At 51.5% G+C, this 14,211-nt stretch carries 14 protein-coding genes; 6 read left to right on the top strand and 8 right to left on the bottom strand.

Annotation, left to right across the window (positions count from 1 at the left end):
- Nucleotides 1-70 precede the first annotated feature (70 nt).
- Nucleotides 71-865 (top strand): AraC family transcriptional regulator, encoded by a 795-nt coding sequence (locus FN082_RS29410; RefSeq protein WP_185932176.1) that lies wholly within the window; start codon nt 71-73, stop codon nt 863-865.
- Here the strand turns inward: FN082_RS29410 and FN082_RS29405 are convergent.
- Nucleotides 849-1,295 carry a DUF441 domain-containing protein gene (locus FN082_RS29405; protein WP_004138309.1) on the bottom strand — a complete coding sequence of 149 codons (447 nt, stop codon included), beginning with the start codon at nt 1,293-1,295 and terminating at the stop codon, nt 849-851. The genes FN082_RS29410 and FN082_RS29405 overlap by 17 nt on opposite strands.
- Before the next feature lie 152 nt (nt 1,296-1,447).
- Nucleotides 1,448-1,948 (bottom strand): YbaK/prolyl-tRNA synthetase associated domain-containing protein, encoded by a 501-nt coding sequence (locus FN082_RS29400; RefSeq protein ID WP_139537892.1) that lies wholly within the window; start codon nt 1,946-1,948, stop codon nt 1,448-1,450.
- A gap of 362 nt (nt 1,949-2,310) precedes the next feature.
- Here FN082_RS29400 and FN082_RS29395 point away from each other — a divergent pair, with 362 nt between their 5' ends.
- A complete protein-coding gene (locus FN082_RS29395) occupies nt 2,311-3,480 on the top strand; it encodes a glycosyltransferase family 9 protein (protein ID WP_142982901.1) in 1,170 nt (389 codons plus the stop codon).
- A gap of 43 nt (nt 3,481-3,523) precedes the next feature.
- Here the strand turns inward: FN082_RS29395 and FN082_RS29390 are convergent, their stop codons facing one another.
- Nucleotides 3,524-4,807, bottom strand: a complete 1,284-nt coding sequence (locus FN082_RS29390; protein WP_139537894.1) for a YeaH/YhbH family protein — start codon at nt 4,805-4,807, stop codon at nt 3,524-3,526.
- Nucleotides 4,808-5,067: 260 nt separating this feature from the next.
- The gene (yeaG, locus tag FN082_RS29385; RefSeq protein WP_139537895.1) at nt 5,068-7,002 is read right to left on the bottom strand and encodes a protein kinase YeaG; all 1,935 of its coding nucleotides are present in this window, start codon (nt 7,000-7,002) and stop codon (nt 5,068-5,070) included.
- A gap of 427 nt (nt 7,003-7,429) precedes the next feature.
- Between yeaG and FN082_RS29380 the strand changes: the two genes are divergently transcribed.
- Nucleotides 7,430-8,176, top strand: coding sequence for a MipA/OmpV family protein (locus FN082_RS29380; RefSeq protein ID WP_139537896.1), 747 nt, complete (start codon nt 7,430-7,432; stop codon nt 8,174-8,176).
- Between the two features lie 93 nt (nt 8,177-8,269).
- Nucleotides 8,270-9,124, top strand: coding sequence for an aldo/keto reductase (locus FN082_RS29375; protein ID WP_142982853.1), 855 nt, complete (start codon nt 8,270-8,272; stop codon nt 9,122-9,124).
- A 93-nt stretch (nt 9,125-9,217) separates the two neighbouring features.
- On the opposite strand, the gene FN082_RS29370 is transcribed toward FN082_RS29375, so the two are convergent.
- A complete protein-coding gene (locus FN082_RS29370; protein ID WP_142461467.1) occupies nt 9,218-10,102 on the bottom strand; it encodes a D-hexose-6-phosphate mutarotase in 885 nt (294 codons plus the stop codon).
- A 75-nt stretch (nt 10,103-10,177) separates the two neighbouring features.
- Nucleotides 10,178-11,173: a glyceraldehyde-3-phosphate dehydrogenase gene (gene gapA / locus FN082_RS29365; RefSeq protein ID WP_004860805.1), complete on the bottom strand. Its 996-nt coding sequence runs from the start codon at nt 11,171-11,173 to the stop codon at nt 10,178-10,180.
- 339 nt (nt 11,174-11,512) lie between these two features.
- On the opposite strand from gapA, the gene msrB reads away from it, so the two are divergent.
- Together msrB and FN082_RS29355 are read left to right on the top strand one after the other, a co-directional pair.
- Nucleotides 11,513-11,926, top strand: coding sequence for a peptide-methionine (R)-S-oxide reductase MsrB (gene msrB / locus FN082_RS29360; RefSeq protein ID WP_004121465.1), 414 nt, complete (start codon nt 11,513-11,515; stop codon nt 11,924-11,926).
- 42 nt (nt 11,927-11,968) lie between these two features.
- On the top strand, nt 11,969-12,244 hold the full coding sequence (locus FN082_RS29355) for a YeaC family protein (protein ID WP_139537899.1): 276 nt from the start codon (nt 11,969-11,971) through the stop codon (nt 12,242-12,244).
- A 48-nt stretch (nt 12,245-12,292) separates the two neighbouring features.
- Here the strand turns inward: FN082_RS29355 and yajD are convergent, their stop codons facing one another.
- Both yajD and FN082_RS29345 read right to left on the bottom strand, forming a co-directional pair.
- Entirely contained in the window at nt 12,293-12,637 is a 345-nt protein-coding gene (gene yajD / locus FN082_RS29350; RefSeq protein ID WP_139537900.1) for an HNH nuclease YajD, read from the bottom strand.
- Between the two features lie 100 nt (nt 12,638-12,737).
- Entirely contained in the window at nt 12,738-13,991 is a 1,254-nt protein-coding gene (locus tag FN082_RS29345) for a glycoside hydrolase family 18 protein (protein WP_142982852.1), read from the bottom strand.
- Nucleotides 13,992-14,211 lie beyond the last annotated feature (220 nt).

The following is a 14,211-nucleotide window of genomic DNA, read 5'->3' as shown; positions in this document are numbered from 1 at the left end:
TTTACAATAGCCTGTTTGCCGCCTGTTTAAATCAAGCTAAAATGACAGATTATCGCTAAAATCGGACAATATTATGATCGGACTCGGTCTGGATGGCTACGACCCGGACAGCGGGCATGAGGCGGCGCTGGCTTTTTGTATTCAGGTTGTCGCGGACGAGCAGTACATTCCGCGCCATCAGCACCGCAAAGGGCAACTGATCCTGGCGCTGCACGGGGCGCTGACCTGCGAGGTGGAAAATGCCATGTTGATGGTGCCGCCGCAGTACGCGGTGTGGGTGCCGGGACAGGTGGATCACAGCAACCGGGCAACGCCGGGAGCGCAGATCTGCTTTTTGTTTATTGAACCCGGCGCGGCCCCGATACCAGATTTCTGCTGTACGTTAAAGATTTCACCGCTGGTGCGCGAGCTTATTCTCACCATGGCTCAGCGCGGCAGGGCGGAGCTGGAATCAGCGGCGATGCATCGGCTGGTTCAGGTACTGTTCGATGAGTTACCGCAGCAGCCACAGGAGCATCTGCAGCTACCGGTGTCAGGGCATCCTAAAATTCGTCAAATGGCGGAAATGATGGCCGTCGACCCGGCCCGCTGGCAAACGCTGTCGCAGTGGGCAGCGGAGTTCGCCATGAGCGAGCGCAATCTGGCGCGGCTGGTGGTGCGCGAGACGGGGTTGAGCTTTCGCCGTTGGCGCCACCAGCTGCAATTAATCCTCTCCCTGCAGATGCTGATTCGCGGGCAGACGGTGCAGCAGACGGCGCAGAGTCTGGGCTATGACTCCACCACCGCCTTTATTACCATGTTTAAAAAGGGCTTAGGACAAACTCCGGGGCGTTATCTTGCCAGCCTGACTACGACTTCCCAATAAACAGCGAGATGATCCCGGCGGCGATCAGCGGGCCGACCGGTACTCCGCGGAAGAGGGCGACGCCGAGTACGGTGCCGACCAGCAGTCCGGCAACCAGCTGCGGCTGCGAGCCCATCAGCGCCACGCCGCGGCCGCCAAGCCAGGAAACAAAAACGCCGACGGCAATCGCCAGCAGTGACTTCCAGTTGACGAAAGAGTGAAGCAGCGTTGACGGCGGCAGCGTGCCGCTGGCGATGGGCGCCATTACGCCAATGGTGAGAATAATAATACCGATGGTCAGGCCCTGCTTTTCAATCCACGGAAAGAAAGCATTGAGCGGGGTGACGCGGACGATAATTAAAACCAGGATCGAAATAGCAACGGTGGTGTTATGGCTAATAAAGCCGAGCGCCGCCAGGCCCAGCAGTATTAACAGGGTGGTGTCGAGCATGTGCAGAGGTCCTTGCCAGAATACAAAAAAGAGAAGCCTGTTTACTCTACGCATAATCGCGTGAGTAAACAGGCTTTTTTTATCGTATGTTTGCTATTTCAGGCATCTGCCTGATGGGTATTGTTTGTGGATAGTGTCTTGTCAGCACGACTTCAGGCTTCGCGATGAAAAGCTGTCAGTTCCGGATGGGCAATGCGCAGGTAGTCGGCGGTATCGAGGATGATTGATTTATCAAGCTGCCCGGCATTAAAGGCGATTTCCGGAAAACGCTCAAACAGCAGTGGGTCGGCGACCAGCCGTAATGCCGGATGGAAACTAAAAGGGGGAATAGCGCCAAACACGCAGGCGGTGAGGGTATCGACTTCTGCCGGGCTGGCCAGCGAGGCTTTGCTGCCGCCGATATATTCAGCCAGACGGACTAAATCAGCCTGCAGGTCGGCAGCGAGAATAGCCAGAACATGTTGATTAACGCCATGGCCTTTGACTTTACACACCAGCGCTTTTGCGCCCTGCCCGAGCGCGGTACCGCGGATCTCCGATACCGCCTCGCATTTGCCGACGGCCTCATGCTCCATTACCCGGTAGCGCGCCTGGTGGGTGTCAAGCAGATCGAGTAGCCGCTGGTGGGTATTTTGCCTTGCCGGTGTGTTCATCTTAAACTTTTCCTCGTACATAAAACCGTGAGTTTAGTCCTCTCAAGGTCAGATGAAAACCCGAAGTCACGATCTGTTTTTTGTATAAAACTATGAGTAAATTCTGATACCTGGCATCTGATTAGTCTCTCTGTCTTTGATGAATATGCTCACTCTGTATATGGTTAGTGCTGTTAAATTCTCCACATTAACTCCTTGTTTAACTCATTTTGTCTTCAATGAGATATGCTCGAATGTCAAAAAGCATTACTATTCTGTCCGTGCCAATAAAATGATTTTATATATCAAGAGAACTTTTCTTATTTTTATTAGTCATTAGGATGGCTAACAGAGGTGTTATTGATTGTGGTAACGAGGTTATGATGATGGAGAACGCAGCGGTGCAGGTATCCCCCCGGAAGTTCAAAAAAATAAGGGAACTGAACAGACGCCGTAATTATTTTATTAAGAAAGTCCGTAACGTTGTGCGGGTTCATATCGCGAAAGCGTTTTGGGATAACCGGACTCGTTGCGAGGCGGATCTATCGTCAGCAAAAACGGTGTTGCTGATGCGCAATGAAGGTGCTATCGGCGATGTTGTTGTGGATTCGGCGCTGGTTAAATGCCTCCATGAGGCGGGAATGACCGTTGACTTTTTGTTGACGAAGTCGAATAGCCAGGTGATGCGACATAATCCGTGCATCCGCCATATCTACGAAGCGGAGAATGTCGACTCGGCAGATTACCTGCGTAAATTCACTCATAACGTTCCCAAGTCCGTCATTAATGAGCTTGCGAATAATAAGTACGATATTGTTATTGATCCTTCGCTGTTTGATATACCGGTGCACAGAATGCTGCTGTTGCGCCAGATAAAAGCGAAATCGGTGCTGGGGTTCAATAAATGGCCTTCGATTAATCACTATACCAGGTCTTTTGATTTTGATTGTGAAAACTGGCACGTCAGCAAGACGTTCGCCTTTATCGCTGATTATCTGAAGCTGGATAAAAGATATCTGCAGTCTTATGACCTGCATATCCCCCAGGATGTGTATGAGCAGGTTCGCGATTATCTGGCTACGCTGGACGGGGTTAAGGTGGTCATTAATATTTTTGCCGGGCATCAGGACCGCAGCATGTCACAGGAGCAACTGGCAACGCTTATCAACAGGCTGCGTACAGATCATCCTGATGTGAACATCATTTTGCTCGATCATCGCAACGAAATCCGAATTCCCCTGGCGGAAAAAGTCAGCGTGAATCCATTTAAAACGTTGCACCACTGCATGGCGTTAATTGCGCAAGCTGATTTAATTATTTCGCCGGATACCTCCGTGGTACATATGGCGGCCGCATGGAAAAAACCGCTTGTCGCAGTCTATAAAGATGTGCGCATGAACAATCGGCTTTGGGCTCCGGGGTACGAGAACGCGCAACAAATCATCGTCAAATGCGGCAAGGTGCATCAAATGGGCAATTTGCCCGACCTTATTATGTCTGCGATTCCCCCTGAAGTGCTACAGGAACCGGCTCTGGAGCAGGTGGCTAGCTAAGAGAAAAGCCAGCGATGGGTCATCGCTGGCTGTGGTATTTCGGTTAGGCTTCAGATTTTGATGTTTGCTTGTGAAATAGTTCGCGGAATACCGGATAGATATCTTCCGGATCGCGAATATGCTGCATGGCAAAGTTTTCGAACGTTGACTGCAGGTGCTCATACTCCCGCCACAGCGTCTGGTGCGCCCGACGGGTTATCTCGATATAGCTGTAGTAGCGCACCACCGGCAGAATTTTCTTCGCCAGTAGCTCGTGGCATAGCGGTGAGTCGTCCGCCCAGTTATCTCCATCCGATGCTTGCGCGGCATAGATATTCCACTGTGCAGGGTCATAACGCTCTTTGACCACTTCATCCATTAATTTCAGGGCGCTGGAGACAATCGTGCCGCCGGTTTCCTGCGAATAAAAGAATTCGTGTTCATCGACCTCTTTAGCCTGCGTATGGTGGCGTATATAAACGACATCAACGTTTTTATAGGTCCGGCTGAGAAACAGATACAGCAGGATGTAAAAGCGTTTCGCCATATCTTTTGTTGCCTGGTCCATGGAGCCGGAAACGTCCATCAGGCAGAACATGACCGCCTGACTTGAAGGCTCCGGCCGCTTTTCGTAGTTCTTGTAGCGCAGATCGAAAGTATCAATAAACGGTACGCGGTCGATTTTTGCCCGTAGCTCAGCTATCTCTTTACGCAGCCGCTCCTCTTCCAGCAGCTGTGCCGGTTCGCTTTTGCTAATGATATCCAGATCTTCTTCCAGCGCATGGAGTTCACGCCGTTTACCTGCGGTCATCGCCGTGCGTCGAGCCAGCGAGTTTTGCAGCGAGCGAACGACGCTGATATTGGCCGGAACCCCGTTGGCGGTGTAGCCTGCACGGTGAGTTTTGAACTCCGTTAGCTGACGCTGCTGGTTTTTCTTCAGATTCGGTAGGGCGAGATCTTCGAATAGCAGATCGAGATATTCGTCTTTTGAAATCTGGAAGACAAACTCATCTTGTCCCTCACCGTCGGCGCTGGCTTGCCCCTGACCGCTGCCTCCGCCGCCGCCTCCACCCTGCGGGCGTTCAATACGGTCGTTTTGTACAAAGTGGTCGTTACCGGGGTGTACGCGGTTGCGTAGGCCGCCGCGACCCTGATGAAACATCGGTTCGTTAATATCGTCCGTTGGGATGGAGACGGACTCTCCGCTCTGAATATCGGTCACCGAACGCTTGTTTATGGCCTCGGAGATCGACTGTTTTATCTGCGCTTTATAACGGCGCAGAAAGCGCTGCCGGTTGACTGCGCTTTTGTTTTTCCCGTTCAGGCGTCGGTCTATGAACCAGGTCATATGCCCTCCTGTACTGCATTTGCCAACAATACCCGTCATAATTCAAGTTGCATGTGCGTTGGCTGCACTCGCTCACACCGGTCACTTACTTTAGTAAGCTCCCGGTGATTCACTCCCTTGCCGCCTGCCTGAAACTTGAATTATTTAGGGTAATACCCTTAATTATTCGGGCTTCAGTACTATCTTTTCCCGCAACCCGAGTTAACGGAGTCCGCGCAGTTATTATTAGCCCGGCAGTTATCGCCTGCCGGGCTGGTCTATCAGGATGATTTACGGACTCGCAGATACCATTCGCACAGCAGACGAACCTGCTTGCGGGTATAGCCTTTCTCCATCATGCGGTCGACAAAGTCATCGTGTTTTTTCTGCTCATCGGTTGACGTTTTGGTATTGAAGGAAATCACCGGCAACAGCTCTTCGGTATTGGAGAACATTTTCTTCTCAATAACCGTGCGCAGTTTCTCGTAGCTGGTCCAGTTTGGATTACGCCCGCTGTTGTGCGCTCTGGCGCGCAGCACAAAGTTCACTATTTCATTACGGAAATCTTTCGGGTTACTGATCCCGGCAGGCTTCTCGATTTTTTCCAGCTCGGCATTCAGCGACTCGCGGTCAAACAGCTGTCCGGTATCCGGGTCGCGGTACTCCTGATCCTGAATCCAGAAGTCGGCGTAGGTGACATAACGGTCGAAAATGTTCTGCCCATACTCCGAGTAGGATTCGAGATAGGCGGTCTGGATCTCTTTACCAATAAATTCGGCATATTTCGGGATCAGATAGCCTTTCAGGAACTCAAGGTAGCGTTCTGACTGCTCCTGCGGGAACTGTTCACGCTCGATTTGCTGCTCCAGAACGTAGAACAGATGCACTGGGTTGGCGGCGACTTCCGCATGATCAAAGTTAAACACCCGAGACAGGATCTTAAAGGCGAAGCGGGTAGACAAGCCGTTCATTCCTTCGTCGACGCCAGCATAATCGCGATACTCCTGATAGGATTTCGCTTTCGGGTCGGTGTCTTTCAGGCTTTCACCGTCATAAACGCGCATTTTTGAGTAAATGCTCGAGTTTTCTGGTTCTTTCAGGCGCGACAGAATCGAGAAACGGGACAGCGTTTCCAGCGTTCCTGGCGCGCAAGGGGCATGAGTCAGCTCGCTGTTATTGAGCAGTTTTTCATAGATGCGGATCTCTTCCGAGATGCGCAGGCAATAAGGCACCTTAACGATATATACGCGGTCGAGGAACGCCTCATTGTTTTTATTATTGCGGAAGGTGACCCATTCCGATTCGTTGGAGTGGGCGAGGATGATTCCGTTGAACGGCAGGGCAGAGATCCCCTCGGTGCCGTTATAGTTGCCTTCCTGGGTTGCGGTCAGCAGCGGATGCAGCACCTTAATCGGCGCTTTAAACATCTCCACAAACTCCATCAGCCCCTGGTTGGCCCGGCACAGGGCACCGGAATAGCCGTAGGCATCCGGGTCATTCTGCGCATAGTGTTCCAGTTTACGAATATCTACTTTACCCACCAGCGCGGAGATGTCCTGGTTGTTCTCATCACCCGGCTCGGTTTTAGCGATGGCAATCTGTGCCAGAATTGACGGCCACACTTTCACCACGCGGAATTTAGTAATGTCGCCGCCGAACTCGTGCAGACGCTTCGCAGCCCACGGTGACATGATCGTACCCAGATAGCGGTTTGGGATGCCGTACTCTTTATCGAGGATTTGCGCATCCTCTTGCGGATTGAACAAACACAGCGGGTGGTCGTTGACCGGGCTGCGCTCTCCGTTTGCGCTAAGCACATAAATAGGCACGCGCTGCATTAAGGATTTCAGGCGTTCGGCAAGCGATGATTTACCGCCGCCCACGGGGCCCAGCAGATACAGAATCTGTTTCTTCTCTTCCAGCCCCTGAGCGGCGTGTTTTAAGTAAGAAACAATTTGCTCGATGGCATCTTCCATACCGTAAAACTCTTCAAATGCCGGATAGCGCGCAACGACCCGGTTTGAAAAGAGACGGGATAGCCTGGGTTCCAGGGCCGTATCGACCATGACCGGCTCACCGATGGCCATCAGCAATCTTTCTGCTGCGTTAGCATAAGCACTGCGATCTTGCCGACAAATGGTAAGAAACTCCTGCAGTGTGAACTCTTCGTCCTTGGCAGCTTCATAGCGCTGGCGATAGTGATCGAATATATTCATGGCATGCCGTCCTTTCGTTTTTAGCACAGGTTGAGAGCCGTTCATATGAATAGTGGGAGCCCCCGGAAGAGGTAAGCCGTACAGCGCTCTCTGATTCCACAGCAACCCTTATGCCAGGTTGGCGAAGTCTCTGGATAACGTGCCCTGCAATTACTTCTTCTAAATTAAAGCGTAGATGCATTTGGAAAACTTGCATGGCGCAGAAAATCAATTTCAATGACATATCAATAACTCATCCAGAAAAACGACCTCTTTTTCGCATCGGGTGTTCCTCGGCGTCATGGCGTTGTCATTAAGTTGTCAGTTTGTGGTCATCTGATGATGAGAGATTGGCGAGTTTAGTGTAATGACAGGTAAAGAATTTGAGGCGTAGCGTATACAACGTTAAACTGCCTGCGCTGATAATTTGACAACAGGAATATGGATCGTGACTAAAATCAAACTTCTGGCACTAGGTGTGTTGATTGCGACTTCAGCATCCGCTGTACACGCTGAAGGGAAGTTCACTTTGGGGGCGGGTGTGGGTGTCGTCGAACATCCATATAAGCAATATGATGCTGACGTTTACCCGGTGCCTGTTATTAATTATGAGAGCGATAACTTTTGGTTTCGCGGTTTAGGTGGTGGTTACTACCTGTGGAATGATACCAACGATAAGCTCTCTGTGACCGCATACTGGTCGCCGATGTACTTTAAGCCAGGCGATAGCGACAGCCAGCAAATGCGTCGTCTGGACAAGCGTAAATCCACGGTGATGGCGGGGCTTTCGTACGTTCACAATACGCAGTACGGTTTCCTGCGCACTACGCTTGCAGGCGACACGCTGGATAACAGCAACGGTATTGTGTGGGATCTGGCCTGGCTGTATCGCTACACCAACGGCAACCTGACGCTTACGCCGGGCATTGGCGTTGAGTGGAACAGCGATAACCAGAATGAGTACTACTATGGTGTTTCGAAGCATGAGTCGAATCGCAGCGGCATGCGCAGCTACGATCCGGACAGCAGCTGGAATCCGTACCTGGAGCTGTCGGCAAACTATCGTTTCCTTGGCGACTGGAGCGTATACGGTGTTGCCCGCTATACGCGTCTGTCCGATGAAATCACCGATAGCCCGATGGTGGACAAATCCTGGAGCGGTGTGATTTCTACTGGGGTCACTTACTCCTTCTGATTGTGCTTCATTACAAGGCAATTCGTGCATCTAAACAGGGCGTAATGCCCTGTTTTGCATTACGGTGGTGCAATCAAATAACAGGAGGTATCAATGGCAGAAAGGACAATCCGTTTTGGCGAGCATCCGGCGGTTCCCGTCATCGGGCAGGGAACCTGGTATATGGGCGAAAACCAGGCGCTGCGCGCTCAGGAGGCCGCTGCACTACGTGCGGGCATCGATCTTGGCCTGACGGTTATCGATACGGCGGAAATGTATGCTGATGGCGGCGCTGAAGAGGTGGTCAGTGAGGCAATTCGCGGGCAGCGCGATCGTGTGGTGCTGGTCTCCAAAGTCTATCCGTGGAATGCTGGTGGACGAAAAATAGCCAGCGCCTGCGAGGCCAGCCTGCGCCGCCTGAATACAGACTATCTTGATCTGTATTTGCTGCACTGGCGCGGTGATTATTCATTGCAGGAAACGGTTGAAGGTATGGAAGCGCTGGTTGCGCAGGGCAAAATTCGCCGTTGGGGTGTGTCGAATCTCGATTTCGATGATATGCAGCAGCTCTGGCAGGCGGACGGTGGCGATCAGTGCGCGACCAATCAGGTGCTCTATCACCTGGCTTCCCGCGGTATTGAGTATGACCTGCTGCCATGGTGTCAGCAGCAGCGGCTGCCGGTGATGGCCTACTGCCCGCTTGCTCAGGCCGGACGCCTGCGTAATGGACTTTTAAATCATACCGTTGTGAAAAATATCGCTGAAGCCCGGGGCGTCACCGCCGCACAAGTGCTGCTGGCGTGGGTGATTAGCCATCAGGGTGTGCTGGCTATCCCAAAAGCCGCAAGTATTGAGCACGTAGAGCAAAACGCCGCGGCGCTGGATGTCGTACTGACCGCTGAGGAGTTGGCGCTACTGGATAAAGCCTACCCGGCGCCGGGAAGAAAAACGACGCTGGATATGGTTTAAAGAAAAAACCGACTCAGCGGGGCTTAAGTACCGTAGGCCGGGCAAGGCGTTAGCCGCTGCCCGGCACAAATACAAGACTATCCAATCTGGATCTTAGCGTTTTACCACGCGAATGGTTTGCGCCAGGCGTGAAGGTTTCTCTTCACTAGCCTTCTGCGGTTCGACAGCACAGCAGCTTTCTACGCAAACGAAGGTTTTGTAACCATCATCCGGCATATCGCCCATACTGACAGAAAGCGCCGGTCCCGGATTCCAGCCAACCACATTGCTATTATGGTGATGGATAACGTCGATATTGCGGTTCAGCGCATCATCGTGAATCACGCTGCAGGTTTCGGCATTCAGATACACGCGGTCGGTACGATCAGGGAAAGTCTGTACGCCGTTGCTTAATACGCCTTCTTCTGCATTATTGACTTTATCAATATAACGGTCGCCCAGACCGCTCACTTTCACTGCCGCAATATCACCGACGTTGAAGTAGGTGTGCAGAGCGGAAGTGGTTTCAAATTCGCCGTGCGCTTCCAGTTCAATCTCACAGGTTTTGCCCAGTTTGAAACGCGCTAACAGCGTGAAATCGTGCGGCCAGTACTGACGAGTTGCATCGCTGCTCTTTAGTTCAAAGGTCAGCACCGCGCCGTTGTCATCTTCATCGTGTCCTTTCAACGTCCACGGCAGATTACGGGCGAAGCCGTGTGACGGCAGACCCTGCTGAGCCGCAGGACCAAACCATGGCCAGCAAATCGGCACGCCGCCGCGCAGGGCAACGCCATTTTTAAACGGGGTATTGTCGCTGAGCCACAGAACTTCCTCTTCACCTGCGGGCTTCCAGGAGAGCAGGTGAGCGCCCTGGAGGGCAAATGAGGCTTTAACCTGAGGATGGTCAACAACGATCAGTTCCAGGTCATCAAGCTGGCGGCGGGAGAGAACAGGGGTAAGCTGTTCGATAACCGGAAGAGCAAAAATTTTATTAATCATTATGCAATCCTTTAATGCTCAGATAAAAAAAAGAGCGACCGAAGTCGCCCTTACAGATTACTGTCTCATCTCAACTTATTTGGAGATGTGAGCAATCAGGTCCAGAACTTTGTTGGAATAACCAGTTTCGTTGTCGTACCAGGAAACCAGTTTCACAAAGTTGTCGTTCAGAGCGATACCTGCTTTAGCATCGAACACGGAAGTGCAAACTTCGCCGTTGAAATCGGTAGATACAACGTCGTCTTCGGTGTAACCCAGAACGCCTTTCATTGCGCCTTCGGAAGCAGCTTTGATTGCTTTCTTAATTTCTTCATAAGAAGCAGCTTTTTCCAGACGAACGGTCAGGTCAACTACGGATACGTTCGGAGTAGGAACGCGGAACGCCATACCGGTCAGTTTGCCATTCAGTTCTGGCAGTACTTTACCTACAGCTTTAGCAGCACCGGTAGAGGACGGGATAATGTTCTGAGCTGCGCCACGACCGCCACGCCAGTCTTTGTGAGACGGGCCATCAACGGTTTTCTGAGTTGCGGTGGTTGCGTGAACGGTAGTCATCAGACCTTCGATGATACCGAAGTTGTCGTTGATAACTTTAGCCAGCGGAGCCAGGCAGTTGGTGGTGCAGGATGCGTTAGAAACGATGTCCTGGCCTTCGTATTTGTCAAAGTTAGCGCCTTTAACAAACATCGGAGTGTTGTCTTTGGATGGGCCAGTCAGAACGACTTTTTTCGCGCCAGCGGTGATGTGTTTACGAGCAGTCTCGTCAGTCAGGAACAGACCCGTTGCTTCTGCAACTACGTCAACGCCTGCTTCGTTCCACTTCAGGTTAGCCGGGTCACGCTCAGCGGTAACACGGATTTTTTTACCGTTAACGATCAGATGACCGTCTTTCACTTCAACGGTACCGTTGAAACGGCCGTGAGTGGAGTCATACTTCAGCATGTAAGCCATGTAGTCAGCGTCTAACAGGTCGTTGATTGCAACGATCTCGATGTCAGAACGTTCCTGAGCAGCACGGAAAACAATGCGACCGATACGGCCAAAACCGTTGATACCTACTTTGATAGTCATATATTCCACCAGCTATTTGTTAGTGAATAAAAGGTTGCCTGTAAAATTACAAAAACCTTACGCAGCGTCAAGCGGAATCGTGTCAATCATTGCGACAAATCAATCCAGCACATACCTTTGCGAGGTCGATTTATCCCACTTTCCCTTTGAGCCCAATTCCATATGGGGGCTGCGCCCGGAATTTTAAAGGTCATTTAAGATAAAAATGTGATATTCATCACAATTGTGTGGCTGCCTTTTGCCATCGCCTAAGTTTAGAACAAAAGTCTACGCTTCATTGTTAATATTTTGTTAGAATCGACGTGAAAAAGTTGTCCTTTCACAGCGAGAAGCAAGCCAATGTCGAATAAACCCTCTTCGGACGAACTCAAAAAAAATTTGAGTGAGATGCAGTTTTACGTGACGCAGAATCACGGTACTGAACCGCCGTTCACCGGACGGTTGCTCCACAACAAGCGCGATGGCGTCTACCACTGCCTGGTGTGCGATGCCGCGCTGTTTCACTCGCAAACCAAGTATGATTCAGGTTGTGGCTGGCCGAGCTTTTATGAACCGGTAAGCGATGACGCGATCCGTTATCTCAATGACTACTCCCACGGTATGCAGCGCACGGAAATTCGCTGCGGAAACTGCGATGCTCACCTTGGGCACGTATTCCCGGATGGTCCACAGCCAACCGGCGAACGTTTTTGTGTTAATTCGGCCTCTTTAAGCTTCACCAACGATGAAAACGGTGAGCAAATTAAAGGTTGAAAAAACGATTCAGCAAATTATTCCAAACGGGGTTGGCGGAAGATGGAAATTGATCAGATTATCGACAGCATGACGCCGGAAGTTTATCAGCGTCTGGCGACGGCGGTGGAGCTGGGGAAATGGCCGGATGGCGTAGCATTGACTGCGGAACAGAAAGAGAACAGCCTACAGCTGGTTATGCTCTGGCAGGCCCGACACAACGTTGAGGCGCAGCACATGACCATCGACACCAATGGACAGATGGTGATGAAGAGCAAACAGCAGCTGAAAGTTGACTTCGGCATTACGCCGCAACCTATTGCGACGTTTAAATCCTGAGTGCGCGTGCCCGGCTAACCGAGCGCCGGGCCCTGTTGCACAACTGCGTTATTTTTTGTTCATCATCGCCTTAAGATCGGCGAAAGGGTTATATTTCGCTTCGCCGATATCTTTCTGCGCATCTTCACCTGCGACCACCGTTGAGCCGTACTGGTCCGCTTCGGTGTATTTGGAATGCTCGTGATCGTGGCAGTACAGGCACAGCATCTCCCAGTTGCTACCATCTTCCGGATTATTGGAGTGGTCGTGGTCGATGTGGTGTACCGTCAGTTCGCGCAGGTTTGAATAGACAAACTCGCGGGAGCAGCGTCCGCAGACCCAGGGGAAGATTTTCAGCGCTTTTTCGCGATAACCGACTTCCAGACGGGCGTAGTTTTTTGGGATATAAGCCATAATACCCATACCTTCTGTTGCAAATGAAAAGCTGCGCCGGGGTTGGCGCAGCGGAATACGGTTATCATAACCTATAGTGTATCCGGTGACACAGGGCAGATCAGTGTTTGATCCCTAATGATTCAGCCAGCTGTTTCGCTAGCTGGTTTTGGTCATCTGCGCCATACTCCCAGAACATCGCGCCTCCCAGACCCTTGCTCTTGATATAATCGGCCTTAATCGCCACCGAACGCGGGTTTTCATAGGAGAGGGCAAAAAGCGCTTTGCCATCGGTGGACTGCACCGACAACCACGGCACTTTCGCTTCATCATCCCAGTGCTGGGTAAAACGCTTCTGCGGATCGTTGATGAGCTTAGCCACGATATCGTTGTATTTCACATAGGTGTCTTTTGTCAGGTCAAAGCCCAGTGCTTTAAACAGTTCAACCTGCTGTGCCTCGAAGTAAGGCTGCGTTGCCGGATTTTTCTGCGCGTCTGGTTTGCTCCAGTCAATGCCCGGCTCGACGGCGCGTTTTGGTACCCGGCCATAGAAACCAATCCCCAGATTCATCTGGCTCGGTTTTAGACCAGCGGCAAGATAGTTATTGACTACAAAATCGGCGCTGTATTTATCCGCCGCTGCCACCGTCGGCCACTGCGTCGAGTCATACAGGTTGGAGTTGAAGTACTGGGTGCCGTACGCCATGTCGTAAGTCATCAGGTTGATGTAATCAAGCGACGGGGCAATCGCTTTCACATCCACCCAGCTTTTAGGACTCTCTGCGTTAGCACCCACGGCAATGGTGACCAGTTTTTTAGTACCAAACGCTGCGCGCAGCTCTTTTAACAGCGCAGTAAAGTTATCGCGATCGGCCGGTTGGCTGGCGACCAGGCCCCATGCACCGTTGACCGGGTACTCCCAATCAAGATCAATCCCATCCAGACCATATTTTTCAACAATCTCCTGTGCCGACTGAATAAACACCTCACGGGTTTCTTTGGTTGCCGCCGCGCCGGAGAATCCGCGCGCTCCCCAACCGCCGACGGAAAGCAGAACTTTCAGGTTCGGATTCTGCTGGCGCAATGTGGGGATTTTCTGCAAATCAGCCTGCACTTTTGGCGATAGCCAAATCTGGTGCAGTTTGCTTGGATCTTTTAACGCGTCGTTGGTTTCGTCTTTTTCGTCGTTATAGACCAGACCAAATGAGTAGTTGAGATGGGTAATCTGGCGTACGTCCAGCTTGTCGATATCGCCGCCAGGACCGGCAGTGACGTCGCCGCCGCCGTTAAAGTAGCCGACGGACATCAGTGAGTTAGCGGAAACAACGCTCGCGCAGAGCAGGGGTAAAGCTGCCAGTAAAGGCAAAAGTTTCATATCGAATCCTCTTTGACTTAAAAAGTAACATTGCAAAACAAACACGCCACGGAAATGGCGTGGCGAAAAAACAACCCTGGCAGGCTAGCATCTTCCGCTACGTAAAACTGCGAGGGTGTTCACGGCTACACCAGCGCAGCGGCACAGGATCCTCTCTCCTGCATTCGATCTGTCTTCAGGCGTATTTGTGATCTGAGTTGTGAAATGCAGATCAATATCT

Origin of the sequence: Klebsiella spallanzanii, from assembly GCF_902158555.1 — a bacterium.
GTDB classification, from domain to species: domain Bacteria; phylum Pseudomonadota; class Gammaproteobacteria; order Enterobacterales; family Enterobacteriaceae; genus Klebsiella; species Klebsiella spallanzanii.
Note: the sequence above shows the minus strand (reverse complement) of the source record. Positions and strands in the feature narration are given on the sequence as shown.

Bases quoted from the DNA above. Each gene is read 5' to 3' on its own strand.
- yajD (WP_139537900.1), bottom strand. From the start codon at position 12,637: ATGGCTTATATCCCAAAAAACTACGCCCGTCTGGAAGTCGGTTATCGC.
- gapA (WP_004860805.1), bottom strand. From the start codon at position 11,173: ATGACTATCAAAGTAGGTATCAACGGTTTTGGCCGTATCGGTCGCATT.
- msrB (WP_004121465.1), top strand. From the start codon at position 11,513: ATGTCGAATAAACCCTCTTCGGACGAACTCAAAAAAAATTTGAGTGAG.
- FN082_RS29400 (WP_139537892.1), bottom strand. From the start codon at position 1,948: ATGAACACACCGGCAAGGCAAAATACCCACCAGCGGCTACTCGATCTG.
- FN082_RS29395 (WP_142982901.1), top strand. From the start codon at position 2,311: ATGATGGAGAACGCAGCGGTGCAGGTATCCCCCCGGAAGTTCAAAAAA.
- FN082_RS29370 (WP_142461467.1), bottom strand. From the start codon at position 10,102: ATGATTAATAAAATTTTTGCTCTTCCGGTTATCGAACAGCTTACCCCT.
- FN082_RS29390 (WP_139537894.1), bottom strand. From the start codon at position 4,807: ATGACCTGGTTCATAGACCGACGCCTGAACGGGAAAAACAAAAGCGCA.
- FN082_RS29405 (WP_004138309.1), bottom strand. From the start codon at position 1,295: ATGCTCGACACCACCCTGTTAATACTGCTGGGCCTGGCGGCGCTCGGC.
- FN082_RS29355 (WP_139537899.1), top strand. From the start codon at position 11,969: ATGGAAATTGATCAGATTATCGACAGCATGACGCCGGAAGTTTATCAG.
- FN082_RS29375 (WP_142982853.1), top strand. From the start codon at position 8,270: ATGGCAGAAAGGACAATCCGTTTTGGCGAGCATCCGGCGGTTCCCGTC.
- FN082_RS29345 (WP_142982852.1), bottom strand. From the start codon at position 13,991: ATGAAACTTTTGCCTTTACTGGCAGCTTTACCCCTGCTCTGCGCGAGC.
- yeaG (WP_139537895.1), bottom strand. From the start codon at position 7,002: ATGAATATATTCGATCACTATCGCCAGCGCTATGAAGCTGCCAAGGAC.